17 protein-coding genes are annotated in these 25581 nt (G+C 64.5%); 14 read left to right on the top strand and 3 right to left on the bottom strand.

Annotation, left to right across the window (positions count from 1 at the left end):
- Positions 1-76 precede the first annotated feature (76 nt).
- Positions 77-3250 (bottom strand): efflux RND transporter permease subunit, encoded by a 3174-nt coding sequence (locus CO675_RS24035; protein WP_097674329.1) that lies wholly within the window; start codon positions 3248-3250, stop codon positions 77-79.
- Entirely contained in the window at positions 3247-4485 is a 1239-nt protein-coding gene (locus CO675_RS24030; RefSeq protein WP_502693403.1) for an efflux RND transporter periplasmic adaptor subunit, read from the bottom strand. The genes CO675_RS24035 and CO675_RS24030 overlap by 4 nt, the downstream gene beginning before the upstream one ends.
- Before the next feature lie 798 nt (positions 4486-5283).
- On the opposite strand from CO675_RS24030, the gene CO675_RS24025 reads away from it, so the two are divergent.
- The 5 genes from CO675_RS24025 to CO675_RS24005 all read left to right on the top strand — a co-directional run bounded on the left by CO675_RS24025 (position 5284) and on the right by CO675_RS24005 (position 14253).
- Positions 5284-11853, top strand: coding sequence for a hypothetical protein (locus CO675_RS24025; RefSeq protein WP_097674328.1), 6570 nt, complete (start codon positions 5284-5286; stop codon positions 11851-11853).
- 281 nt (positions 11854-12134) lie between these two features.
- Positions 12135-12632, top strand: a complete 498-nt coding sequence (locus CO675_RS24020; protein ID WP_245452886.1) for a phage tail protein — start codon at positions 12135-12137, stop codon at positions 12630-12632.
- A 12-nt stretch (positions 12633-12644) separates the two neighbouring features.
- Positions 12645-13148 carry a phage tail protein gene (locus CO675_RS24015; protein WP_097674326.1) on the top strand — a complete coding sequence of 168 codons (504 nt, stop codon included), beginning with the start codon at positions 12645-12647 and terminating at the stop codon, positions 13146-13148.
- Positions 13149-13157: 9 nt separating this feature from the next.
- On the top strand, positions 13158-13685 hold the full coding sequence (locus tag CO675_RS24010) for a phage tail protein (RefSeq protein ID WP_097674325.1): 528 nt from the start codon (positions 13158-13160) through the stop codon (positions 13683-13685).
- A 7-nt stretch (positions 13686-13692) separates the two neighbouring features.
- Positions 13693-14253: a GNAT family N-acetyltransferase gene (locus tag CO675_RS24005; protein ID WP_097674324.1), complete on the top strand. Its 561-nt coding sequence runs from the start codon at positions 13693-13695 to the stop codon at positions 14251-14253.
- Here the strand turns inward: CO675_RS24005 and CO675_RS24000 are convergent.
- Positions 14235-14537 (bottom strand): DUF6916 family protein, encoded by a 303-nt coding sequence (locus CO675_RS24000; protein ID WP_097674473.1) that lies wholly within the window; start codon positions 14535-14537, stop codon positions 14235-14237. The genes CO675_RS24005 and CO675_RS24000 overlap by 19 nt on opposite strands.
- Before the next feature lie 474 nt (positions 14538-15011).
- Between CO675_RS24000 and CO675_RS23995 the strand changes: the two genes are divergently transcribed.
- The 9 genes from CO675_RS23995 to CO675_RS23955 all read left to right on the top strand — a co-directional run bounded on the left by CO675_RS23995 (position 15012) and on the right by CO675_RS23955 (position 25454).
- On the top strand, positions 15012-16166 hold the full coding sequence (locus CO675_RS23995) for an iron-containing alcohol dehydrogenase (protein WP_198964722.1): 1155 nt from the start codon (positions 15012-15014) through the stop codon (positions 16164-16166).
- A gap of 29 nt (positions 16167-16195) precedes the next feature.
- The gene (locus tag CO675_RS23990; protein WP_097674322.1) at positions 16196-17746 is read left to right on the top strand and encodes an AMP-binding protein; all 1551 of its coding nucleotides are present in this window, start codon (positions 16196-16198) and stop codon (positions 17744-17746) included.
- Positions 17747-17868: 122 nt separating this feature from the next.
- A complete protein-coding gene (locus tag CO675_RS23985) occupies positions 17869-18567 on the top strand; it encodes a DUF2270 domain-containing protein (RefSeq protein WP_502693401.1) in 699 nt (232 codons plus the stop codon).
- Positions 18568-18646: 79 nt separating this feature from the next.
- The gene (locus CO675_RS23980) at positions 18647-19534 is read left to right on the top strand and encodes a TauD/TfdA dioxygenase family protein (protein WP_097674320.1); all 888 of its coding nucleotides are present in this window, start codon (positions 18647-18649) and stop codon (positions 19532-19534) included.
- Between the two features lie 408 nt (positions 19535-19942).
- A complete protein-coding gene (locus CO675_RS23975) occupies positions 19943-21538 on the top strand; it encodes an ABC transporter substrate-binding protein (protein ID WP_097674319.1) in 1596 nt (531 codons plus the stop codon).
- A 44-nt stretch (positions 21539-21582) separates the two neighbouring features.
- Complete coding sequence (locus CO675_RS23970) at positions 21583-22530, top strand: ABC transporter permease (RefSeq protein WP_074129975.1); 948 nt, start codon at positions 21583-21585, stop codon at positions 22528-22530.
- 4 nt (positions 22531-22534) lie between these two features.
- Positions 22535-23428 (top strand): ABC transporter permease, encoded by an 894-nt coding sequence (locus CO675_RS23965; RefSeq protein ID WP_097674318.1) that lies wholly within the window; start codon positions 22535-22537, stop codon positions 23426-23428.
- Complete coding sequence (locus CO675_RS23960; RefSeq protein ID WP_097674317.1) at positions 23428-24441, top strand: ABC transporter ATP-binding protein; 1014 nt, start codon at positions 23428-23430, stop codon at positions 24439-24441. Before CO675_RS23965 ends, CO675_RS23960 begins: the two co-directional genes overlap by 1 nt.
- Complete coding sequence (locus CO675_RS23955; RefSeq protein WP_097674316.1) at positions 24438-25454, top strand: ABC transporter ATP-binding protein; 1017 nt, start codon at positions 24438-24440, stop codon at positions 25452-25454. The genes CO675_RS23960 and CO675_RS23955 overlap by 4 nt, the downstream gene beginning before the upstream one ends.
- Positions 25455-25581: the final 127 nt, after the last annotated feature.

The following is a 25581-nucleotide window of genomic DNA, read 5'->3' as shown; positions in this document are numbered from 1 at the left end:
GTTAGTATGGGCCTGCGGCGCCATTCCGGGGCGCGCGCAGCGCGAGCCCCGGAATGACGGGTGGAGAGCACAATGCTCACCCCGCAGCAGTCGCCGCTGGCTCCTTCGGCTTGCCCTCGTTCTTTCCTTCCGCGAGGTTGCGCACCACCATGTAGAAGATCGGCGTGAAGACGAGGCCGAACAGGGTGACGCCGAGCATGCCGAAGAACACGGCGACGCCGACCGCCTGCCGCATCTCGGAGCCCGAGCCGGTCGACAGCACCAGCGGCAGCACGCCGAGGATGAAGGCGAACGACGTCATCAGGATCGGCCGCAGGCGCAGCCGACAGGCCTCGATGACCGCCTCCAGCCGTGGCCGGCCCTCGAGCTCGATATCGCGCGCGAACTCGACGATCAGGATCGCGTTCTTGGCGGCGAGGCCCACCAGCACCACGAAGCCGATCTGGGTCAGGATGTTGACGTCCTGGCCCATGATGCGCACGCCGATGGTGGCCGCGAACAGGCACATCGGCACGATCAGGATCACCGCGAACGGCAATGTCCAGCTGCCATATTGCGCGGCCAGCACCAGATAGACGAACAGCACGCAGATCGGGAACACGTAGAGGCCGGCATTGGCGCCGTTGACCTGCTGGTAGGACAAATCGGTCCATTCGAACGAGAAGCCGCTCGGCAGGGTTTCGTCGGCGATCTTCTTGATGGTGTTGAGCGCCGTCGTCGAGCTGACTCCCGGCGCCGGTTCACCCTGCAGTTCGGACGCCGAGTAGAGATTGTAGCGCGCGACACGGTCGGGGCCCGAGATGTCCTTGAAGTCCACGACGCTGCCGAGCATCACCATGTCGCCATTGGCGTTGCGGGTACGCAGCCGCGAAAGATCGGTGGTCTCCTTGCGAAACGGCAGATCGGCCTGCGCGGTGACGTGGTAGGTGCGGCCGAACAGGTTGAAGTCGTTGACATAGGTCGAGCCGAAATAGGTCTCGATCGTGTCGGTGATGTTGGCAATGGGAACGCCGAGCTTCTGCGCCTTGACGCGATCGATATCGACGAACAATTGCGGCGTGTTCGCGGAGTACGGCGAGAACACCGAGGTCAGGCTCGGCGATTTGCGCGCGGCCTGCACCAGCTCGTCGGTCGCGGACGCCAGCAGTTCGGGCCCGCGTCCTTGTCGATCCTGGACGCGGATGGTGAAACCACCGCCGGTGCCGATACCGGGCACGGCCGGCGGCGGAATGACGATGATGAAGGCGCCCTGGATCACCGACAGACGCTTGCGCAGCTCGGCGGTGATCGCGGTCGCCGTCAGTCCCTTCTTCAGGCGTGCCTCCGGCTCGTCGAACACCGGGAACAGCGCCGCGGCATTGCCCGCCTGCGTGCGCGTCGCGCCGGAGAAGCCGGCGAAGGCCGCAACGCGAACGATGCCCGGCGTATCCAGCGCGATCCGCTCGATCTCGCGCACCACCGCCGTGGTCCGCGCCAGCGACGCGGCGCCCGGCAGCTGCGCCGAGATGATGACGTAACCGCGGTCCTGCGCCGGGATGAAGCCCTGCGAGGTGGTCGCGAGCAGCCAGCCGGCGCTGCCGATCAAGACGAGGTAGATCGCGACCATCACCACCGTGTGCCGGATCACGAAGTCGGCGACACCAGCATAACCATGCGCCAGCCGGTCGAACACGCGGTTGAACAGCGCGGTGAAGCTGTCCCAGCCGCGGGCGATGATGTTCCAGCGCGCCGGCGGCCGCTTCTCCTCGTGCGGGACCAGAATCTGCGATGCCAGCGCCGGCGACAGCGTCAGCGAGCAGAAGCAGGAGATCGCGGTCGCGACCGCGATGGTCACGGCGAATTGCTGGAAGAACTGCCCGGAGATGCCGCCGAGGAAGGCGGTCGGCACGAACACCGCACACAACACCAGCGCGATCGAGACCAACGCGCCGCCGACCTCCTCCATGGTCTTGAGCGCAGCCTCGCGCCTGGACATGCCGTGCTCGAGATGCCGTTCGACATTCTCGACCACCACGATGGCGTCATCGACCACGATGCCGACCGCGAGGACCAGGCCGAACAAGGTCAGATTGTTGATCGAGAAGCCGAGCGCGGCCATCACCGCGAAGGTGCCGACCAGCGACACCGGGATCGCGATGATCGGGATGATCGCAGGCCGCCAGCCCTGCAGGAACACCAGCACCACGATGACGACGAGCGCCATCGCCTCGTAGATCGTCTTGATCAGCTCATGGACCGATTGGGCGATGAATTCGGTCGGATTGTAACCGATGTTGTAGTCGAGCCCCTTCGGGAAACCCGCCTTCATGTGCTCCATCGTGTCGGAGATGCTCTTGGCGGTGGCGAGCGCGTTCGATCCGGGGCGCTGCGTCACCAGCAGGGCGACCGCCGATTTGCGCAGCAGGAAGCTGTTGGTGGCGTAGGACAGCGCACCGAGCTCGACGCGCGCGACGTCGCGCAGCCGCACGGTACGGCCATCGGAGCCGGCCTTCACCACGATATCCTCGAACTGCCTGATGTCCTTGAGGCGGCCGGTGAACACGAGGTTCGGCTGGAATGCGCGATCGGCGATCGGCGGCTCGGCGATCTGGCCGCCCGCGATCTGCAGGTTCTGCGCCCGAATTGCCGCCAGCACCTCGGCCGAGGTCAGGCCGAGATTGGCGATCCGGTCGGGATCGAGCCACAGCCGCATCGAGTAGTCGCGCGCGCCGAACATCTGGATGTCGCCGACGCCGTCGAGCCGCAACAGCTGGTCACGGACCTGCAGCAGCGCGTAGTTGGAGATGTAGAGCTGGTCGAACGTGTCGTCGGGCGACAGCATGAACACGACCATCAGGATGTCGGGCGAGTTCTTGCGGGTGACGACGCCGTTGCGCTGGACTTCTTCAGGCAGCCGCGGCTGCGCGATCGCGACGCGGTTCTGCACCAGCACCTGGGCCTTGTCGAGATCGGTGCCGAGCTTGAAGGTCGCGGTGATGGTGAGCTGGCCGTTCGAGGTCGCCTGGCTGTAGAGATACAGCATGTCCTCGACGCCGTTGATCTCTTGCTCGATCGGAGCCGCGACCGTGTCGGACACGGTCTGCGCCGAGGCGCCCGGATACTGCGTCGTGACGGTGACGGTCGGCGGCACGACCTGCGGATATTCCGAGACCGGCAGCGTCGGATAGGCGATCGCGCCGACGATCAGCAGCACGATCGACAGCACCATCGCGAGGATGGGCTGGTTGATGGAGAGCCTGCCGAGATTCATGGCTTGGCACCTGCCGCCGGCTTGTCGCCCGCCGGGGCTTTGTCGCCCGCCGGGGCCTGGGCCATTTTCGGCGTCACCTTGGCGCCGACGCGGGCACGTTGCAGCCCGTCGACGATCACATGGTCCTCCGGCTTGAGGCCTTCGCGGATCACGCGCAGGCCCTCATCCAGCGGTCCGAGCGTGACCGCTCGTGCTTCCACCGTGTTGTCGTCCTTGACCACGAACACGATCTTGCGCGACTGGTCGGTGGCGATGGCGGTATCCGGGATCAGCAGCGCCTCATAGGGCGAGGAGCCGATCAGACGGACGCGGCCGAACTGGCCGGGCAGGATCGAGAGGTCCTTGTTCGGGATCACCGCGCGGCTGCGCAGCGTTGCGGTCGAGACGTCGAGGCGGTTGTCGATGAAGTCCATCTTGCCCTCATGCGAGGGCTTGGTCTCGCCGGTCAGCGCCACCTGCACAGGGTTCGCCGTGTCGCGCGAACTCGGCCGCCGGCCTTCGAACCACAGCTTGCTGTTACGTTGATAGGTCGCCTCGTCGACGTCGAAATAGATGTAGATCGGATCGAGCGACACGATCGAGGTCAGCAGCGTCGCACCGCCCTCGCTGCCCTGCACCAGATTGCCGGGGGTTACCAAATGCCGGCTGACGCGGCCGGTGATCGGCGCCAGCACATGGCTGAATTCGACGTTGAGCTGCGCGGCCTTCAACGTGCCCTCGGCCTGCGTCTCGGCGGCGCGCGCCGCCTGCAACGCCTGGCGGCGCTGGTCGACGACCTGCTCCGAGACCGCGCTGGTCTGCACCAGATTGAGCCCGCGCTCGAGATCGCGCTTGGCAAGCTCTCCCTTGGCCCGCGCGTCAGCGAGCTGACCTTCGGCCTGCAGCACGACCGCCTCGAACGGCCGCGGATCGATGATGTAGAGCAGATCGCCGGCATGGACGATCGCACCATCCTTGAACTCGACACTGTTGACGAAGCCGCCGACGCGGGCGCGGACCTGAACCTCCTCGATCGCCTCGAAGCGGCCGGTGAATTCGTCCCAATCGGTGACGGTGCGCTTGACCGGCTGCGCGACGGTCACGAGCGGCGCCGGCGGCGCGGCCTGCGATTGCGCAGTCTTGTCGTCGCAGCCGCCGAGCGCCAGCGCGGCCAATAGCCCGATCGGCGCGAGGCCACGCCGGCACGCCCTGACGAATCCCTGGCGGCGAAGCGAACGAGGCTCGACACCGCTCACCGGAGCCGGACGCTCCATTCTGTCAATCGAACTCAATTCGCTCTCCCCAAAGACTACGAAGCACGCCGACCAAAGCAGGGCTACGAAAGTCGCAATTAAACTTGCGGTGATTCAGCACGGATGCACCACGGCGATGCCGCGGCAGCGGACGTCACAGATGTAGCCGCCACCCAGTCTGTTCAAGATGGTCGCAGGATCAAGCAAATAGTTTCGTAGTCTGAAAGCCTTACGACACGCTCGCGAAACCGTGACGACGAAAAGGGGCAGTTTGGCTGGCCTATCCAAGGCGCAAGGTCACAGACAGATCGTTCCGAATCAATCACAACGCGAGTTAGCTTCACAGATTCGTCACACCGCACCCGATTCTACTTTTGGCACACGAACCCCGGGCCCACAAACGTCAGGGCCAGTCAAGCCCCCATACTCTACCTCCCGCTGCACGGCGGAATCGACGTTAACGGTGTGGTTGTCATCCGGACACACATTGACACCCGGTAGTATCGCCAATACGGTCATGGTTGCCAAAGCATGAATATTCTTGGCCGGCCGCATTTTTCTCGAACATTCATTGTGTTTTGTCGCGGCGCGAGTGTGTGAAAGCGACTACGTAAATGGCAAGCGCATTTGACCTTGCTGATGCCACGGCTGCGCGGAGATCGCGGCTTTCTCGAATTGCAGGCGGCCTGGCGCGATCGCCGGTCGCGGGCGATCAACTTGAACGTGTGAACGGCTTCACACGTCATCGTCCCCAACAATTGTAGATATTGATCGGCTTCCACGCCGATCGCAGGAGTGCTCATGACGACCATACCTGCCTATACAATCGGTGGTTTAACGCGCCCCGAACTTCAGCTTGATTCGACCGGTCATATCGTCCTCGACGCGGCCGCCCAAGCGTTCGCCGACACGTATGGTCTGCAATATCTCTACCTCGGCTGCCCTCCCGGCACGCTCTGGCCCCCGGTCACCGACCAGCTGTCGGCTCCGGTCGACGCCAATGCGGGAAACAACACGGTCATCGAGGGCGCCGCGGCCAACACACTCGTCAACATCACCGCGCAAGCCACCAGCAGCAGCGGCCATGCCGTCACCTATTCGTTGACCGGCGATAGCTCCGGTGGCGGGTTCAAGATCGATCCGAACACCGGCGTGGTGACGGTCGCCGATCCTACCAAGATCAATTACGTGACCAGCCCCGGCCACGCCTATACCATCACCGTTCAAGCGAGCGACGGCATTGCAACGAGCGCGCAGAGTTTTGCCATCGCGGTCACCGACGTTGCGCCGTCCACCCCCGTCGACAGCAATGCGGCGGCCAACAAGGTCGCGGAAGGCGCGGTGGCCGGCACGGCTGTGGGCATCACCGCGACCTCGACCGACATGAATCCGGTGACCTACAGCCTGGCTAGCGACAGTTCGGGCGGCGGCTTCAAGATCGACCCGCACACCGGCATCGTCACCGTCGCCGATCCCACCAAGATCGACTACACGACCGCGCCCGGTCACGCCTATACCATCACCGCGACGGCGAGCGACGGCACCCTGAGCAGCTCGCAGAGCTTCACGATCGACGTCACCTTGGGTGCGGCAACTCACTTTGCCGTGAGCATTCCAGCCAACGGCGCGGCCGGGACGCCGGGCACGGTCACCGTCACCGCGCTCGATGCCCTGAACCACGTCGTTACCAACTACACCGGCACGGTTCATTTCACGTCGAGCGACGGCCACGCCGCGCTGCCAGCGGACGTCACGTTGACCAACGGCACCGGCAGCTTCAGCGAAACCCTCGACACCGCCGGCAGCCAGACCATCACCGCGACCGACACGGTGACCGGCATCACCGGCACGTCGAATGCCGAAGCCGTCACGCCCGGTGCCGCCACGCACTTCGCGGTGAGCCTTCCGGCCAATGGCACGGCGGGAACACCAGGCTCGTTCACGGTCACCGCGCTCGATGCCTTCAACAACGTCGCCACCGGCTATGTCGGCACGGTGCATTTCTCGTCGAGCGACGGCAGCGCCACGCTACCGACCGACATGATGTTGACCAATGGTACCGGAACCTTCATCGAGACCTTCAAGACCGCCGGCAGCCAGACCGTCACCGCAACCGACACGGTCAGCGCCATCGCCGGCACGTCGAACGCCGAGACCGTGGCGGGCGGCACCGCGACGCATCTTGTGGTCAGCATTCCGGCGAGCGGCTCCGCGGGGACACCAGGTTTGGTCACCGTCACCGCATTCGATGCCTTCGGCAACGTCGCCACCGGCTATTCGGGCACTTTGCACTTCACATCGAGCGATGGCCACGCCGTGCTGCCCGCCGACATGACGCTGACCAACGGCACCGGCAGCTTCAGCGAGACATTCGAGACGGTCGGCAGTCAGACCATTACGGCCACGGACACGGTCAGCGCCATCACCAGCACCTCGAATGCGGAGACCGTGACGCCGGGTCCCGTCACGCACTTCTCGGTCAGCATTCCGGCCAGCACCACTGCGGGAATCGCAGGTTCAGGCACCGTGACCGCACTCGATGCCTTCGGCAACACCGTCACCGGCTATACCGGCACCGTGCACTTCACGTCGACCGACGGCCATGCGGTCCTGCCGGCCGACATGACGCTGACCAACGGCACCGCCACCTTCAACGAGACGCTCGACACCGCTGGAAGCCAGACCATCACCGCGACCGATACGGTGACGTCAGCCATCACCGGCACGTCGAATGCCGAAACCGTGACGGCCGCCGCCGCCACACACTTTGCGGTCGGCATCCCGGGCAGCGGCGCTGCGGGAACCGCGGGTTCAGGCACGGTGACCGCGCTCGATGCCTTCGGCAATGTCGTCACCGGCTACAGCGGCACCGTACACTTCACGTCGAGCGACGGCAGCGCCACGCTGCCGGCCGACATGACGTTGACCAATGGCACCGGGACCTTCAACGAGACCTTCGATACCTCGGGCAGCCAGACCATCACTGCGACCGACACGGTCAGCGCCATCACCGGCACGTCGAATGCCGAAAACGTCGCGCCCGGCCCCGCCACGCATTTTGCGGTGAGCATCCCGGCCAACGGCCGCGCGGACATTGCGGGATCGGTCACCGTCACGGCGCTCGATGCCCATGGCAATATCGCCACCGGCTACACCGGCACCGTGCATTTCACATCGAGCGATCCCACTGCCGTGCTGCCGTCCGACACGACGCTGACCGGCGGCGTCGGCACCTTCACCGAGAAGTTCGAGACCGCCGGAAGCCAGACCATCACCGCGACCGACACGGTCAGTGCCGGCGTCACCGGCACGTCAAACACCGAGACCGTGGCTCCTCCGGACGCTCCGCCCGTCGTAACCGGCGGCCATACCCTGAACTACATCGAAGGACAGGCCGCCACCGCGTTCGACCCGGCGCTGACGGTCACCGACGCCGACAACACAACGCTCGATCATGTGACGGTGCAGATCACCGGCAACTATTTCAACGGCCAGGATGTCCTCGCTTTCGCCAACACCGCGCACATCAACGGCGCTTGGGACGCCTTGCACGGTGAGTTGACCTTGACCGGCACCGCCGGCTCCACGGTCGCCGACTTCCAGAGCGCGCTGGATTCGATCACTTACTTCAACACCAGCAACAACCCGTCCGGTCTGGCCCGCACGGTGACCATCACCGCCAATGACGGTACGCTCGACGGCCCGCCTGCGACCGACACCATCGACGTCACGCCGGTCAACAACCCGCCGGTGGTGACGATCGGCGCCATCACCAACTTCAGCGAGCCGCCGGTCGGCACGCCGCCGGCGAATTCGATCCCGGTCACGATCGCCCCGAACCTCACGATCACCGACGTCGACAGCACCAACCTGATCAGCGCGACCTTCGAGCTGACCGACCTCAAGCCGTCGGACGCGCTCTCGATCGCGGGTCACGCTGGCACCAGCGGTGACATCGGCAATATCCACTTCGCGATCTCCAGCACGGCCACCACCGAAACCGTCACCCTGACCGGGACCGACACGATCGCGCATTACAACGCGGTGCTCGACGCCGTCCAGTTCAACAACACCGGTGAGCCCCCCGACACCACGGCGCGCACCTATACCGTGACCGCTGTCGACGACGGCGGCACCGCGAACGGCGGCAACGACACGGGATCGGCATCCGCAACCCAGACCGTCACCGCGATCGACGATCCGCCGACCGCGACGGTGCCTTCGGATTCATCGGTCGGGACGGCCTTTTCGCACACCAGCCTCGCGATATCGGGGCTATCGGTCGCCGACATCGATTCCGCCGGCCGCAACGAAACCGCGACCATCACTTCGAACCACGGCGCGCTGTCGTTCGACACCACCGGACTTGCCAGTTTCACCAACAACGGCACCCATACCGTCACGCTGACGGGGACGATCGCGCAGCTCAACACCGCGCTGGCGACGCTGACCTACAACAGCGATGACGGTTTCACCGGCAGCGACGCGGTTTCCCTGAACATCAACGACAACGACCATACCGGCGCCGGCGGGCCGCTCACATCGGGCCCACAGACCTTCCACGTCGGCGTCGTGCCGCAGGTGTTCTACATCGACAATTCGGCCACGAGCAGCCACAACCTCGGCACCCAGGCGGATCCGTACACCTCGATCGCCGCCTTCAACGCGGCGAATCCGGCCGGCTCCGGCGACTATGTCGTGCTCGAGCCCGGCACGGGCACCTACAGCGAAGCCAACGGCATCAATCTCGCCGACGGTGTCAACCTGATCGGCGGCAGCCATACCCTGACGTTCACCAATCCGGTGACCCACCAGCTGGTCACCGCGAATGTCGGCTCCGGCGCCGACCCGGTCATCCATGTCACCGGCGCCGACAACGGCATCGACCTGCTCGGCACCACGGGTCACACCATCACCGGCGTCAGCATCGACACCTCGGCTTCGACCGGCATCGGCATCAGCGACGACGGCAACAATGTCGGCACCGTCACGATGTCCGACATCACGGTCAAGACCGCCAGCGGCGCGGGCTTGAGCTTCACCCATGGCGGCACCATCACGGTCACCGGCAGCAACAACACCATCACGTCGACGACCGGCACCGCCCTCGATGTCGAACACACCAACATCGGCGCCGGCAATCTCACCTTCAAGAGCATTTCGGCGACGGGCTCGTCGGGCAGCGCCGGCATCGTTCTCGATACGACAGGAACAGCCGGCGGGCTCACGATCACGGGCAATGGCACCGCCGGCTCCGGCGGCACAATCGCCAACGAGACCGGCGGCGATATCCTCACCGGCACCGACGCCGGCGGGCAAACCACATCGGGCGACGGCGGTACCGGCATTTTCCTGCACAACACCGCCAACGTGTCGCTGACTGACATGACGCTGCACGACTTCAGCAACTTCGCGATCTACGGCAATGGCGTCACCAATTTCACGCTCGCCAACAGCGCGATCAGCGGCACCAACGGCACCACCAATGCCGGCGACCGTGAGGAAAGCAGCATCCGGTTCGACAATCTGCTCGGCACCGCGTCGATTACGGGATCGAGCATTTCGGGCGGCTTCACCCAGAATGTCGATCTCTACAACACCAGCGGCACGTTGAACCGCCTGACCATGGACAGCGACACGTTCGGCCTGATCGGCTCGAGCGGCAACGACAACGTCCTCGGCCAAGTCTACAACTCCGCGACCGCCAACTACACGGTGACCAACAGCACGTTTTCCGGCACGCGGTCCGACTTCATCGCGTTCGCCGCCAACAACAATTCGTCGATGGACGCCGTGGTGCGGAGCAACACGTTCCACAACGGCGAAGCGATCGTTCCCGGCGGCGGCACAGCGGTCGACATCAGGAGCGGATCCGGCGGCAATGTCTCCGCCGCGACCACCACGTTCGACATCTCGCACAACATCCTGACCGACGGTGGCGCCAACGCCTTCGACACGGTCGGCATTTTCGTGGCGAAGGGCCAGGACAACGGCACCATGTCCGGCACCATCGCCAGCAACGATATCGGCCCGGCGAAGGTGGGATCCAACTCCGACGGCATCTTCGTCCGCGACGCGGGCGCCGGCAGCCTGACGACGCTGATCCAGAACAACACCATCACCGGCGTCGGCGATGCCGGCATCGCGCTGCAGAACAACGACGGCAGCTCGACCCTCAACGCCACGCTCTACGGCAACTCGGTGTCGTCGCCGACCTCCAACAGTCCGTTCGCGGCGCTCGATGTCGAGAACGGCGCGACGGCGACCGACACCAGCACGACGAATGTCGTCATCGGCATGGGTGCCGGCGGCACTGGGAGCAAGAATACGCTGAACCATAGCACGCTCTACGCTACCGACGTCGAGTTGAGCAATTTCAACGCCAGTACCCATCTGAACCTCTCGAAGAACGGCTCAACATCGGGGACCGCCGCAGGCGTGATCACCGACGACAACACCAGCACCACGGGCGGCATCACCGTCGACACCACGGGCGGCAACGGCACGACGACGCTGGTCAGCACGCTGCCGACGCTTCCCGCGGTGGTCGCACCATTGCTCGCCGAAGCAGGCGGCGTTCAGGCATCGACCCCGAGCACGGGCGAGATGCACCTGACGCAAGCCGAGCTCAACTCGGTGGTGTCGGCGGCGATTGCCGAATGGACGAGTGCGGGCGCCAACGCGACGCAGCTCGCCCTGCTGCATGCTGCGACCTTCAGCGTTGCCGACCTCGCCGGCCAGATTGTCGGTCAGGAAGGTGGACTGCATATCACGATCGACACCGATGCCGCCGGCCACGGCTGGTTCATCGACCCGACGCCGGCGGACAGTTTCGAGTTCACCCATGCCGTCAACGCAGCCGGCACCGATCTGTTGACCGATCCGTCGACGGCCGCGGCAGGTCATCTCGATCTGCTGACCACCGTGGTGCACGAACTGGGCCACGTGCTCGGCCTCCCCGACTCCGTTTCGCCGTCCGATGCCAACAGTCTGATGTATATCGGCCTCGTCGACGGCGAGCGCAGGCTTGTCACTACCTCGGATGTCGCCCAATCCAATGCGGCCCTGCAAAAGGCGATGCCCACGCAAGGCACAGCAACCTCGAACCAGCAAACCGCCACTTTGCAGACCACCGGTACGCTCAAAGTGACCAGCGGCGACAGCTTCGACTTCTCGTCATTGACCCAGACGCAATCACAGACCAACACAAACCACGTGGACGTGGCCGCGAACACCCAGACCTTGTCCGATCCGTTCAGCGGACAGTCCAACGCCGCGACGCCATGGTGGGTCGGCCACGAGATGACCTACGCCGCCATGGGCGGCAGCCCGGCCGAGCATCTCCAGACCCATCACGATCTGGTGGTTTGATCGAACGTCGCGACGACCCGAACGGCGCCGGCCGGAACGATCCGGCAGGCGCTTCGATTCGGTCGGGCCGCATTCACGGCAAGCGTCGCGGCGAGCGCCACGTCATCGCAACGACATCCGCGCGTCACGCGTCCGAACAAAAAATCACAAAACTCCGACAATCGTTGAGGTTGCACTTTGTACAAAACACGCTATCGTGCATTCGTTATCGCGCGACCGCATTTGCCTTGCATTTTCATTAATTGAGTCACTGACGAGACGGCTCGTCTGACGGAGGATCGATGTCCCAACCGTTTCTCTCGGAAATCAGGATGATGTCGTTCAACTTTCCGCCGAAAGGCTGGGCTTTTTGCAACGGCCAGTTGCTGCCGATCAATCAGAACCAGGCGCTGTTCTCGTTGCTCGGCACGACCTATGGCGGCAATGGCCAGACAAATTTTGCGCTGCCCAACCTGCAGGGAAAAGTGCCGATGCATGCGGGCTCGGGGTTCGTTGTCGGGCAGACCGGTGGTGAAACATCCCACACGTTGTCGATCGCCGAAATGCCCCAGCATCCGCATACGTTTCAGGGCACGACCAACAACGCCGACAACGCTGCGGTCACCGGCAATCTCATGGCGACGTCCGCCAATCTCTACACCGCTGCCGCCAATTTGACGACGCTGGACCCGAGCACTGTCGGCAATGCCGGAGGCTCGCAGGCTCACGAGAACATGCAACCCTATCTCACGCTCAGCTTCTGCATCGCATTGCAGGGCATCTTCCCCTCCCGGACTTGAAGGACGCGCGCTATGGGCCAGCCTTACGTTGGCGAGATCCGCATGTTCGCCGGCAGTTTTGCGCCGGTCGGCTGGATGCTCTGCCAGGGACAGATCCTGCCGATCAGCCAGTACGACACGCTGTTCAACTTGATCGGAACCACCTATGGCGGTGACGGCCAGCAGACATTCGCTCTGCCGAACCTGCAGGGGCGCCTACCGTTGCACCAGGGCAGCGGCTTCACCTTGGGGCAGAGCGGTGGCTCCGAACAGGTGACGCTGACCACCCAGCAACTGCCCATCCACAACCACCCGATGGCGGCATCCCTGAATAACGCGACCGGCAACACTGTGACCGGCAATGTCGTGGGCACCGTGGGAGCGACCCAGATCTACCGCGAGGTCTCGGCCGCCTCGCCGATGGCGAGCCAGGCGTGCTCGTTCGTCGGCGGCAGCCAGCCGCACGACAACATGCAACCCTACCTCTGCTACAACTTCATCATTTCACTGTTCGGCGTTTACCCGAGCCAAAACTAGGGCGGGACCATGTCTGATCAATTCCTGGCCGAAATCCGCATTTTTCCGTTCGGTTTTGCACCGTTGGGGTGGGCCTTATGCAACGGCCAACTCATGCCGATCTCGCAAAACACCGCGCTTTTCTCGCTGATCGGCACTTTCTACGGCGGCGACGGCAAGAGCACTTTTGCGTTGCCCAACTTGCAGGGCAGCGCGCCGATGCAGCAGGGCCAAAGTTCCTTCGGAACGGTCTACGACATCGGACAGGCCGGCGGCGCGCCGAGCGTCACACTGCTGCAATCGGAGATGCCGCAGCACAACCACGGAGTTCTGGGCAATATCAATCAGTCCAACCTCCCCACGCCAAGTCCGGTACGATCCCTTTCACGCGCGAACCCGGGGCAAGCCTACACGGCGACGCTGACCAACATTTCGCCGTTCTCGGCAACCAGTTCAATTATGCCGGTCGGCGGCAACCAGGCCCATAACAACCTGATGCCTTATCTCACGTTGTTTTTCTGCATCGCGTTGCAGGGCATTTATCCGCAGCGCAGTTGAACGGGCCATGACGGATGGTTTGAGCATCGATACGGTTGCCGCGGCGTTCGGATGGACGCGCGCCGCGGATGCCGGCCTGAGCTTCCGTCGGATCACCGACGCCGATTTGCCCTTCCTGGCGCGACTCTATGCTTCGACGCGCACCGATGAACTGGCAGTGACACCGTGGAGCGCGGAGCAGAAGGCCGCTTTCCTTGCCATGCAATTCCATGCGCAGCATACTCATTACCAGCAGCACTATCCGGCCGCCGACTGGCTGGTGACGATGCGTGGTGGAGTGGATATCGGCCGCCTCTATGTCGACCGCTGGCCGAGCGAGCATTGCGTCATCGATATCGCCTTCCTGCCGGACCATCGCGGATCCGGTCTCGGCGGCGCGTTGATGCGCGACCTGCTCGACGAGGCCGCCGGCGCAGGCAAGGCGATGTCAATCCATGTCGAGAAGTTCAATCCGGCGATGCGGCTCTACCGCCGGCTCGGCTTCGTCACCGAGGAAGACAAGGGCGTCTACGACCTGATGCGCTGGCGGGCGGCGGGAGCTTCCGGCCCTCAGGTGAAGACCGCCTGATAGCCGTTGCCGTCTCCGAGCGGGCCGATCGGCACCAGGAAGATCTCAATCAGGCCCAGCGCCGGATGCCGCACTGGATAGATCGCCTGCGGCAACCATGCCCCCTTCGACGTCGTGAACAGCAGCGAGAATGCACCGCCCGGCCGGCCGCTGTTGCCCACGGGCTCGACGTTGGCGAGCTTCAGCGCCACGACGCCTTCCGCCGTCTGCATCTCGAACTCCGCGCCCTGATGCGACCGGAAGTCATCGATATGCAGTTTGGCCAGATCGACGGTAGATGTCATGCGGACGTCCCTGTTGCCGTCGAGGTGTAACACACGCCGCGATCTTGCCGTCAAGATTTCTGCCGGGCATACGCTGTCTGAACCGAAGGTCTCCGTCTTCCCCGCGCCCTCTGCCCAAGAGGAGGGCTAGTAAACGCAAGACTCGGGTGCATCGCGTCGCGAGGATGCGGATGTATGAGTCACAAACTGCGCAACATACTCGGTGTCGTCCTGGCGAAGGCCAGGACCCATTACCCCAGATTTCGATTGCTGCACGACGCTGGAGCCGCGATCCCGTTCATCACCAAGCGCGGTGGTTATGGGTCCTGGCTTTCGCCAGGACGACGGCGGTGACGCGGAGCCCCAATTTGATCTATCCCGGCCAGGTCCTCCGACCACACAACCCAGAGCCCTGATGACGGCCCCGATTTCCTCCGCTAACCTCCCGGCAAAGGGCCGCTGGCAAGGCGGGCCATCTTGAGGGAGGACAGCCGCGTGCATCGAGGCCGTGTCGTATTCGGCGCCATGGACGAGGTCGTGTTCGGGCGGCCCGCCCGTGAGGCCATCGTCGAGCAACTGGACCGGCTTGGCGTCCAGCGCGCCTTCCTGATGGTGTCGGGTACGCTGAACCGCGAAACCGACGAGATCGAAAAAGTCCGCGAGAAGCTCGGTGCTCGCTGCGTCGGCACCTTCGACCAGATGCCGGCGCACACGCCGCGCGCCGCGGTCATCGCGGCGGCGCAACAGGCGCGTGACGCGAAGGCCGATCTGATCGTCACCATCGGCGGCGGCTCGATCACCGACGGCGCCAAGGCGGTGCAGCTTTGCCTCGCCAACAACGTCACGACGACAGACGGCATCGACACGATCCGCACCCGTGGCGGCCTCTCGCCCGACATGAACCCTCCCACCGTGCGCCAGATCAGCGTGCCGACCACGATCGCCGGCGGCGAGTTCTCCTCGATCGCAGGCGTCACCAACGAGGCCAAGCGGCAGAAGGAGATGCTGCGCCATCCCCTGGTGATGCCCCGCGCCACCATCCTCGATCCTGAAATCTCGGTGCACACGCCGGACTGGCTGTTCCTGTCGACCGGCATCCGCGCGGTCGATCATTGCGTCGAGGGCATCTGCTCGCGCGAGGCGCATCCCTATGGCGATGCACAGGCGCTGAAGGGGCTGGAGATGCTGGCGCAGGGCCTGCCGCGGGTGAAGGCCGATCCGAAGGACATCTCGGCGCGGATGGATTGCCAGATCGGCACCTGGCTCTCGACCGGCCCGCTGGCCTCCGGCGTGCCGATGGGCGCGAGCCACGGCATCGGCTACGTGCTGGGGGCCGAATTCGACGTGCCGCACGGCTACACGTCCTGCGTGATGTTGCCTGCGGTGATGCGCTGGAACAAGCGCGACAATGCCGACCGGCAGGCGCTGGTCGCGGCCGCGATGGGCCATCCGGGCGCAGACGCCGGCGACGTGCTCGACCGCTTCATCCGCGACCTCGGCATGCCGCGCAGCCTGCAGGAGGTCCACGTCGGCCCCGAGCATTTCGACCGCATCGCGGCGGGTGCGATGCGCACGCCCTGGGTGCCGCGCAATCCGCGCAAGATCGACGGTCCGTCCCAGGTCCGCGAGATTCTGGTGATGGCGACTTAAAGCAAGAATGAGGGGAGATCTGAGCTTCGATGTACACCGGCAAGCATGCTCACCTGCGCCCGCTGCAACCGGCCTTCATCATGGCCGGCACCGGCGAGATCGTCACCTATCGCGAGCTCGAGGCGCGCAACAACCGTCTCGCGCATCTGTTCCGCAACCGCGGCATGAAGCGGCTCGACCACTATTCGATCTTCATGGAGAACAACAACCGCTACCTCGAGGCCTGCGGCGCCGGTGAACGCTCCGGCCTCTACTTCACCTGCGTCAATTCCTACCTCACGGCCGGTGAGCTCGCCTACATCCTCACCAACAGCCAGTCGCGGATCCTGATCACCTCGAAGCTGAAGCTCGAGATCGCGCGCGAGGCGCTGAAGGAGTGCCCGCAGGTCGAGCTCTGCATCGTGGTCGACGGCGATGGTGAAAGCGATCGGATCGTCGGCTTGCGAGCGGCCACCGCGGGCCTGCCGGCGACGCCGATCGCGGACGAATATGCCGGCACCGCGATGCTCTATTCGTCCGGCACGACCGGCCGACCCAAGGGTATCGTGCGGCCGCTGCCCGAGCAGCCGCCGTCAGAAAATCTGCCGCTGTTCGATTTCCTGACCAAGCTCTGGCATTACCGCGAGGGCATGGTCTACCTGTCGCCGGCGCCGCTCTATCACTCGGCGCCGCAGGCCGCGGTCAATCTCACCATCCGGATGGGCGGCACCGTTGTCATCATGGAGAGCTTCGATCCCGAGCGCTATCTCCAGCTGGTCGAGAGATGGGGCATCACCCACAGCCAGCTGGTGCCGACGATGTTCTCGCGCCTGCTGAAGCTGCCCGAGGAGGTTCGCGCCCGCTACGATCTGTCGACGCTCGAGATCGCGATCCATGCCGCGGCGCCCTGCCCGGCGCTGGTCAAGGACGACATGATCAAATGGTGGGGCCCGATCATCCACGAATATTACGGCGCGACCGAAGGCCTCGGCTTCACCGCCTGCAACAGCGAGGAATGGCTCGCGCACCGCGGCACCGTCGGCAAGGTGCTGCTCGGCGACCTGCATATCCTCGACGAGAACATGCAGCCCTGCCCGAAGGGCACACCGGGCACCGTGTGGTTCAAGACCGCGACGCCGTTCGAGTATTTCAACGATCCGGCCAAGACCAGCGAGGCGCGCTCGGCAGACGGCAGCATGAGCACGGTCGGCGACGTCGGCTATGTCGACGACGACAACTTCCTCTATCTGACCGACCGCGCCACCTTCATGATCATCTCCGGTGGCGTGAACATCTACCCGCAGGAATGCGAGAACCTCCTGATCACCCATCCCAAGGTCGCCGATGCCGCGGTGTTCGGCGTGCCCAATGTCGATCTCGGCGAGGAGGTGAAAGCGGTGGTGCAGCCGGTCGACGGTATCGCGCCGGGGCCGGAGCTCGCCGAGGAGCTGATCGCCTTCTGCGCCAGCTCGCTGTCGCGCCAGAAGGTGCCGCGCTCGGTGGATTTCGAGGCCGAGCTGCCGCGGCTGCCGACCGGAAAACTCTACAAGCGCCTGCTGCGCGATCGCTATTGGGGCAACAAGACCTCGCGGATCGTCTAGACAGGTGATGCGGCGAGCCGGGTAGTCGCAGCCGGGGACGCCGCACGGCGTAACAGACTCGCCCGGCGCGCGGATTTCGCGCTATGCTCCGGGATCGCAAGCCAGCTTCGCCGGAGGCCGCCATGCCCTCGCCCCAGCCGCGCGAGCCGGAGCCGGTACAGGCCGGAAGGCTCGAATTCACTGCCGCCGAGATCGGTGCGCTCGCCCATCTCTATCGCGGCGAGGTCTACCGCAGCACGGTCTGGCGCACCCGCCTCGACAGCTCCACCAACTGGGCGGTGGTCACGACCGGCATCGCACTGTCGGCGACCTACAGCAACGCCGAGGCCTCGCCTTTGCCGATGGTGCTGGTCGGGTTGCTGGTCACGGTCTTCCTGTTGTTCGAGGCGCGGCGCTATCGCTACTTCAACGTCTGGCGCGCCCGGGCACGGCTGCTCGAAACCGATTTCTACGCGCCGATGATCCGTGGCGAAGGTCCGACGCCGAACGCGGCCTGGACCGAGTTGCTCGCCAACGACTACCGCCGCCCGAGCTATCACATCAGTCTTGCCCGGGCGATCGGCCGGCGGCTGCGCCGGACCTATGGCTGGATCTTCGCGATCCAGGCCATCGCCTATTACGGCAAGCTGGCGATCCACCCGCTGCCGCTGACCACGCTGAGCGAGATCTGGGACCGCGCCTCGATCGGCCCGATTCCCGGAGCCATCGTGGTTCTGGCCGGCGTCGCCTTCCATTCCAGCTGGGCGCTGTTCGCCTTCGTCACGCATCGCATGGAGGTCGCAGACCGGCGCACGCGGCACAATCTGATCGCGATGGGGTGAGGCGGCGCGAGCCGCGTTGCCGCTGGCGGGCTTTTCCCCTAACCTCGCCTCAACAAGAAACGTCAGGGAGGATTTGCCGATGGAAGTGATCCCGCTACGCGAGGGATTCGGAGCCGAACTGCGCGGCGTCACGCTTTCGGATATTGCCGCCAGCGATGCCGCCTATGCAGCGGTGCGCACGGCGTTCGAGGAACACTCGGTGCTGGTGTTCCGCGGCCAGGAGGTCAGCGACGACATCCAGCTCGCCTTCTCGCGCCGCTTCGGTCCGCCCGAGACGACCAAGGTCGGCTCGATGGGCACCGGCTCGCATTTCGTGATCCTCTCGACCTTCGGACCCGACGGCAAGGTGGTTGCCTCCGACCATCGGCAGCAGCTGCGCGCCAGGGCCAACCAGCTCTGGCACACCGACTCCTCCTTCAAGCGCGTGCCGGCGCTGGCCTCGATCCTGTCCGCGCGCATCATCCCCGAACATGGCGGCGAGACCGAGTTCGTCTCGATGCGCCTCGCCTTCGAGCGGCTCGACAAGGACGTTGCCAAGCGCCTGGAGAACTCCTTCGCCTGGCACTCCTACGCACATTCGCGCAGCAAGGTGGCAACCGGGCTCGCGACGACTGAAGAAGTCGACGCGCTGCCGCCGGTGTGCTGGCGCATGGTCTGGCGCAATCCGGTCAGCGGCCGCGGCGCGCTCTACCTCGCCTCCCATGCCTATGGCGTCGAGGGCATGGATGCCGACGCCGGCAAGGCGCTGATCGAGCAGCTGACCGAAGCCGCCACTGCGCCCGGCGTCAGCTATCTGCACCAATGGAAACAGGGCGACGTCGTGATGTGGGACAACCGCGCCACCATGCATCGCGGCCGCCCCTGGCCCGCGCATGAAGGCCGCCTGATGATCCGCACCACGATCTCGGCAACCGAGGCCGATGGTGTCGCGAACATGCACCTGCCCTCAACGCAGGCGGCGGAGTGAAGCGAATGCTGCTGTCCCGTCATCCTGAGGAGCGCGAAGCGCGTCTCGAAGGATGGACGGCCACCGATCGGGTCATGCATCCTTCGAGGCTCGCCTCGCTCGCACCTCAGGATGACGGGACAACACAACGTACGAAATGTCGGCGACAAACTGTCGCTGATTGCGGACTGCTTCAAGTCGCGCCCATCAGCATTGGCAATCGAATTCGAACGAAGATTCGTCATTGCATAGCAAAACAGACTGAGTTCCGCACAATCACAGCCATTATTCCCGGTCCGTGGAAATTTTGATGCTGCCACGTCATCCGAATTGCCAATCCCCACACGGCCGTCGCTGGTTGCCCGAAAGCCTCACCGTGGTATCGTCGATGCCAATCGGCCATTGAGACCGAAATTCGTGGAGGGGACCATGCGGAGCGTGCAAGCGCTGGCCGTCGCGGTGTTGTCTGTGCTGACCATCAGCGACGTTTCACGCGCAGCCGAGCCGAAATCCGGCGGCATCTTCAGGATCTATCACCGCGATAGCCCCGGCAGCGCCTCGATCCACGAGGGCGCGACCTATTCGATGAACATTCCGTTCATGCCGATCTTCAACAACCTCGTCATCTTCGACCAGCACATCGCGCAGAACAGCGCCGACACGATCCGGCCCGAGCTTGCGGAAAGCTGGGCCTGGAGCGGCGACAACAAGACGCTGACCTTCAAGCTGCGCAAGGACGTGAAATGGCACGACGGCAAGCCGTTCACCGCGGCCGATGTCAAATGCACCTTCGACATGCTGATGGGCAAGTCGCAGCAGAAGTTCCGGCAGAACCCGCGCAAGTCCTGGTACGATCAGGTCGACGAGGTCACGACCAACGGCGACTATGAAGCATCGTTCAAGCTGAAGCGGCCGCAGCCCGCGCTGTTGTCGCTGCTCGCCTCGGGCTATTCGCCGGTCTATCCCTGCCACGTGTCGCCGGCCGAGATGCGCACCAAGCCCGTCGGCACCGGCCCGTTCAAGTTCGTCGAGTTCAAGGCCAACGAATCGATCAAGCTCACCAAGAATCCTGATTACTTCAAGAAGGGTCTGCCCTATCTCGACGGCATCGAGTTCACCATCATCCCGAACCGCTCGACGGCGATCCTCGGCTTCGTGTCGGGCAAGTTCGACATGACATTCCCGACCGAGGTCTCGATCCCGCTGCTGAAGGACGTCAAGTCGCAGGACCCCAAGGCGGTCTGCGTGGTGGAGCCGAACAACGTCTCCACCAACATCATCATCAATTCGAGCGCACCGCCGTTCGACAATCTCGACATCCGCCGCGCGCTGGCGCTGGCGCTCGACCGCAAGGCGTTCATCCAGATCATGTTCGAGGGCCAGGGCGATATCGGCGGCACCATGGAGCCTGCTCCCGACGGCCTGTGGGCGATGCCGAAGGACATGCTGGAGCAGATCCCCGGCTACGGCCCCGACATCGAGAAGAACCGCGATGAAGCCCGCAAGCTGATGCAGAAGGCGGGGTATGGCCCCGACAAGCATCTGCAGATCAAGGTGTCGACCCGCAACATCGCGGTCTACCGCGATCCCGCGATCATCCTGATCGACCAGATCAAGAGCATCTATATCGATGCCGAGCTCGACGTCGTGGACACCGCGCAGTGGTTCCCGAAGATCGCGCGCAAGGACTATTCGCTCGGCCTCAACCTCACCGGCAACGCCGTCGACGAGCCCGACCAGTCCTTCTACGAGAACTATGCTTGCGGCTCGGAGCGCAACTACACCAACTATTGCAACAAGGACATCGAGAAGTTGTTCGACCAACAGTCCGAGGAGACCAATCTCGACAAGCGCAAGAAGCTGGTCTGGGAGATCGACAAGAAGTTGCAGGAAGACGTCGCGCGGCCGATCATCTTCCATGCCCGGACCGGCACCTGCTGGAAGCCTTACGTGAAGAATGTCACGATCATGTCCAACAGCTCCTATAACGGCTATCGCTACGAAGACGTCTGGCTGGACAAGTAGGCATAGCGTTTTCGCGCGAAGTCGCATCAAGGGAGAGAGCCAGGGTGTTTGCCTATATCGTGCGGCGGCTGTTCCTGATGCTCGTGACCCTGTTCGGGATCTCGGTCATCATCTTCGTGCTGCTGCGTGTCGTTCCGGGCAACATCGTCGATATCCTGTTCGACGCCGCGGGCTTCGTCGATCCCGCCGACAAGGCCAATCTCGAGCGCGAGCTCGGCCTCAGCCAGCCGATCGTGATCCAGTATCTGCACTGGATCGGCGGCCTGCTGCACGGCGATCTCGGCTATTCCTATGTCTCCGAGAAGCCGGCGCTGGAAGAGATCCTGCCGCGGATCCCGATCACCGCGCGGCTCGCGGGGCTGGCGCTGTTGTTCTCCGCCTCGATCGGCATTCCGCTCGGCGTCATCAGCGCCGTGCACCAGGGCTCGAAGCTCGACTATGCGCTGCGCGTCGTCAGCCTCAGCGGCCTGTCGCTGCCGTCGTTCTGGCTCGGCCTGTTGATCCTGATGGCCTCGGTCTCGCTGTTCGGCACCATGCCGATCTTCAATCCGAACCCGAAGACCTGGCTCGAGGCGCTAACCATCTATGCGGTGCCGGCGATGGCGGTCGGCTTCCGCAGCGCGGCGCTGACCATGCGCATCACCCGCTCCTCGATGCTGGAGATCCTGCGCCAGGACTACATCCGCACCGCGCGCGCGAAGGGCGCTTCCGAGGCCTCCGTGAACTACCACCACGCGCTGAAGAACGCGGTGCTGCCGGTCATCACCGTGATCGGCATCGAGGCCGCATTCCTGATCGGCGGCCTGATCGTGACCGAGACCGTGTTCAACATCCCCGGGATCGCCCGCTTCCTGGTCGAGGCGCTGCGCTGGCGCGATTATCCGATCGTGCAGAACCTCGTGATGTTCATTGCTGTCGTCGTCGTGGTCGTGAATTTCATCGTCGACATGCTCTATGCGGCGATCGATCCGCGCATCCGGTTTGGAGACTAAACGCGTGGCAACGATCAATTTTGACAGCGAGCTGCGACGCGCCGGGGCCAACGCCACCGGCGGCTGGGGGCGGCTTGCGTTCCTCGCGCAGCGCCACGTGCTCGGCACCATCGGCCTGATCATCATGCTGCTGTTCCTGCTGACCGCGATCTTTGCCGATCTGATCAGCCGCTACGATCCGCTCACCGTCGATTCCGCACACCGGCTAGCCGCGCCCTCCATGCTGCACTGGTTCGGCACCGATTCGTTCGGCCGCGACGTCTGGAGCCGCATCGTCCACGGCGCGCGGATCTCGCTTGCGGTCGGCATCGGCTCGACGACCTTGGGCGCGACGCTCGGCGTGATCGTGGGCCTTACCTCCGGCTATCTCTCCGGCTGGGTCGACCTCGTGTTCCAGCGGGTGACCGACATCCTGCAGTCGCTGCCGCTCTTGGTGCTTGCGCTTGTGATGACCGCGGCGCTCGGCCCGTCGCTGCCGAACGTGATCCTTGCGATCGCCATTCCCCTGATCCCGACGGTTGCCCGCGTGATCCGCGCCAACACGCTGGCGCTACGCGAGCAGCCGTTCGTCGAAGCTGCCAAATCGATCGGCATGAGCGAGATGCGGATCGCGCTGCGCCACGTGCTGCCGAACACCATCGCTCCGTTGATCGTGCTGGCTACCGCGCAGCTCGGCTCGACGATCCTGACCGAGGCGTCGCTGTCCTTCCTTGGTCTCGGCATTCCCGAGCCCTATCCGTCCTGGGGCCGCATGCTGTCGGAATCCGCCGCCGAATATGTCCGCACCGCGCCGTGGCTGGTGATCTTCCCCGGTATCGCGATCAGTCTCGCGGTGTTCGGCACCAATCTGTTCGGCGACGCGCTGCGCGACATCCTCGATCCAAGGCAGCGCGGCTGATGAGCGAGGCACTTCCGGCAGAGACGATTCTCGACGTGAAGAACCTGCAGACGGTGTTCTTCACCAATTCCGGCCTGTTCCGTGCGGTCAACGACGTCTCTTTCTCGGTCCGCCGCGGCGAAACGCTGGCGATCGTCGGCGAATCCGGCTGTGGCAAGAGCGTCAGCGCGCTCTCGATCATGCGCTTGGTGCCCGATCCGCCCGGCCGCATCGTCGGCGGCTCGGTGACGCTCGAAGGCACTGACCTGCTGAAGCTCGACGATGCCGCGATGCGTGCCATCAGGGGCAACCGCATCTCGATGATCTTCCAGGAGCCGATGACCTCGCTCAATCCGGTGATGCGGATCGGCGACCAAATCACCGAGGCCGTGCGCCTGCATCGGAAGATGAGCAGCAAGGAAGCCTGGGCGCAGGCGGTCGACATGCTGCGGCTGGTGCGCATCCCCGAACCCGAGCGCCGTGCGCAGGAATATCCGCACCAGCTCTCCGGCGGCATGCGCCAGCGCGCCATGATCGCAATGGCGCTGGCGTGCCGGCCAGCGCTCCTGATCGCCGATGAGCCGACCACGGCGCTCGACGTCACCATCCAGGCGCAGATCCTGGCGCTGATCGTCGATCTGCAGCAGCGGCTCGGCACCGGGTTGATCCTGATCACCCATGACCTCGGCGTCGTCGCCCAGACTGCGCAGCGCGTGATCGTGATGTACGCCGGTAAGAAGGTCGAGGAAGCGACAGTTGAATCCTTGTTCGAGACGCCGCTGCATCCCTATACGCGCGGGCTGATGGCCTCGATGCCGGCGGTGATCGCGCTCGGGGCAAGGACCGACGCGCGACTGACCGAGATCCCCGGCATGGTGCCGTCGCTGACCAATCTGCCGCCGGGCTGCGCCTTCGCGCCGCGCTGCAAGCTCGCGGTCGACCGCTGTCGTCAGGAGTATCCGCCGCTCAAGGAGGTCAAGAGCAACCACTGGGCGGCTTGCTGGCGCGCCGGCGAGATGGTGGGGGCGTCATGACCGAGCAACGCCCGCTCCTCGAGGTGACCGATCTCGTCAAGCATTACGCTGTACGCGGCGGCGTGCTGCGCCGGCAGGTCGGCACCGTGCATGCGGTCGACGGCGTCAGCTTTTCGCTCGGCGCCGGCGAGACGCTCGGCTTGGTCGGAGAATCCGGCTGCGGCAAGTCGACGGTGGCGCGCACCGTGCTGCGGCTGGTCGAGCCGACCAGCGGCGCGATCCGTCTCGACGGCGAGGATATCGCGCCGCTCAGCAAGACCGCGCTGCGGCCGTACCGCCGCTCGATGCAGATCGTGTTCCAGGACCCGTTCGCCTCGCTCAACCCGCGGATGACGGCCGGCGATATCGTCGGCGAGCCATTGAGCGTGCACGGCATCGCGACCGGCGCGAAGAAGCACGAGCGCATCGCCGAGCTGTTTCAGCAGGTCGGGCTCCGCCCGGACCAGATGAAGAACTTTCCGCACCAGTTCTCCGGCGGTCAGCGCCAGCGCATCTGCATCGCGCGCGCGCTGTCACTTGGGCCGCGGCTGATCGTCTGCGACGAGCCGGTCTCCGCGCTCGACGTCTCGATCCAGGCGCAGGTGATCAACCTCTTGATCGACCTGCAGCGCAAGCAGAACTTCTCTTACTTGTTCATCGCGCACGATCTCGCGGTCGTCGCCCACATCAGCCACCGCGTCGCGGTGATGTATCTCGGCCGCATCGTCGAGATTGCCGACAAGCACGAGCTGTTCGCCAATCCGCGTCACCCTTATACGCAGGCGCTGCTCGCATCGGTGCCGATCGCCGACCCCAGGGCCCGGCGCATCGCGCCGCTGATCGACGGCGATGTGCCGAGCCCGATCAACCCGCCCTCGGGCTGCGCCTTCCACACCCGCTGCCGTTACGCGATCGACCGCTGCAAGACGGAGCGTCCGGCACTGCAAGCGGCCGGCACGGCGCATCAGGTGGCGTGCTGGCTGAACGACGGGACGGGGCAAGCCGCCTCATACTCCACTGTCGTCCCGGCGTAGGCCGGGACCCATTACCCCGACTGTCCATTGATTTGCGGGGCTGGGGCTACAGGCTGTTCCAACAACATACTGCAGTGGTTGATGGGGTGGACGGCCCCCTACGGCATCAGTGTGCCAGAATGAGGTT

The sequence above is a fragment of the Bradyrhizobium sp. C9 genome, assembly GCF_002532045.1.
Classification (GTDB): domain Bacteria; phylum Pseudomonadota; class Alphaproteobacteria; order Rhizobiales; family Xanthobacteraceae; genus Bradyrhizobium.
The sequence above is the reverse complement of the archived record's forward strand: the minus strand, read 5'-3'. Positions and strand labels throughout refer to the sequence as shown.

Excerpts from the sequence above, each read along its gene's own strand:
- CO675_RS24035 (WP_097674329.1), bottom strand. The coding sequence starts at position 3,250 with ATGAATCTCGGCAGGCTCTCCATCAACCAGCCCATCCTCGCGATGGTG.
- CO675_RS24025 (WP_097674328.1), top strand. The coding sequence starts at position 5,284 with ATGACGACCATACCTGCCTATACAATCGGTGGTTTAACGCGCCCCGAA.
- CO675_RS24020 (WP_245452886.1), top strand. The coding sequence starts at position 12,135 with ATGTCCCAACCGTTTCTCTCGGAAATCAGGATGATGTCGTTCAACTTT.
- CO675_RS24015 (WP_097674326.1), top strand. The coding sequence starts at position 12,645 with ATGGGCCAGCCTTACGTTGGCGAGATCCGCATGTTCGCCGGCAGTTTT.
- CO675_RS24010 (WP_097674325.1), top strand. The coding sequence starts at position 13,158 with ATGTCTGATCAATTCCTGGCCGAAATCCGCATTTTTCCGTTCGGTTTT.
- CO675_RS24005 (WP_097674324.1), top strand. The coding sequence starts at position 13,693 with ATGACGGATGGTTTGAGCATCGATACGGTTGCCGCGGCGTTCGGATGG.
- CO675_RS24000 (WP_097674473.1), bottom strand. The coding sequence starts at position 14,537 with ATGACATCTACCGTCGATCTGGCCAAACTGCATATCGATGACTTCCGG.
- CO675_RS23990 (WP_097674322.1), top strand. The coding sequence starts at position 16,196 with ATGTACACCGGCAAGCATGCTCACCTGCGCCCGCTGCAACCGGCCTTC.
- CO675_RS23985 (WP_502693401.1), top strand. The coding sequence starts at position 17,869 with ATGCCCTCGCCCCAGCCGCGCGAGCCGGAGCCGGTACAGGCCGGAAGG.
- CO675_RS23980 (WP_097674320.1), top strand. The coding sequence starts at position 18,647 with ATGGAAGTGATCCCGCTACGCGAGGGATTCGGAGCCGAACTGCGCGGC.
- CO675_RS23975 (WP_097674319.1), top strand. The coding sequence starts at position 19,943 with ATGCGGAGCGTGCAAGCGCTGGCCGTCGCGGTGTTGTCTGTGCTGACC.
- CO675_RS23960 (WP_097674317.1), top strand. The coding sequence starts at position 23,428 with ATGAGCGAGGCACTTCCGGCAGAGACGATTCTCGACGTGAAGAACCTG.
- CO675_RS23955 (WP_097674316.1), top strand. The coding sequence starts at position 24,438 with ATGACCGAGCAACGCCCGCTCCTCGAGGTGACCGATCTCGTCAAGCAT.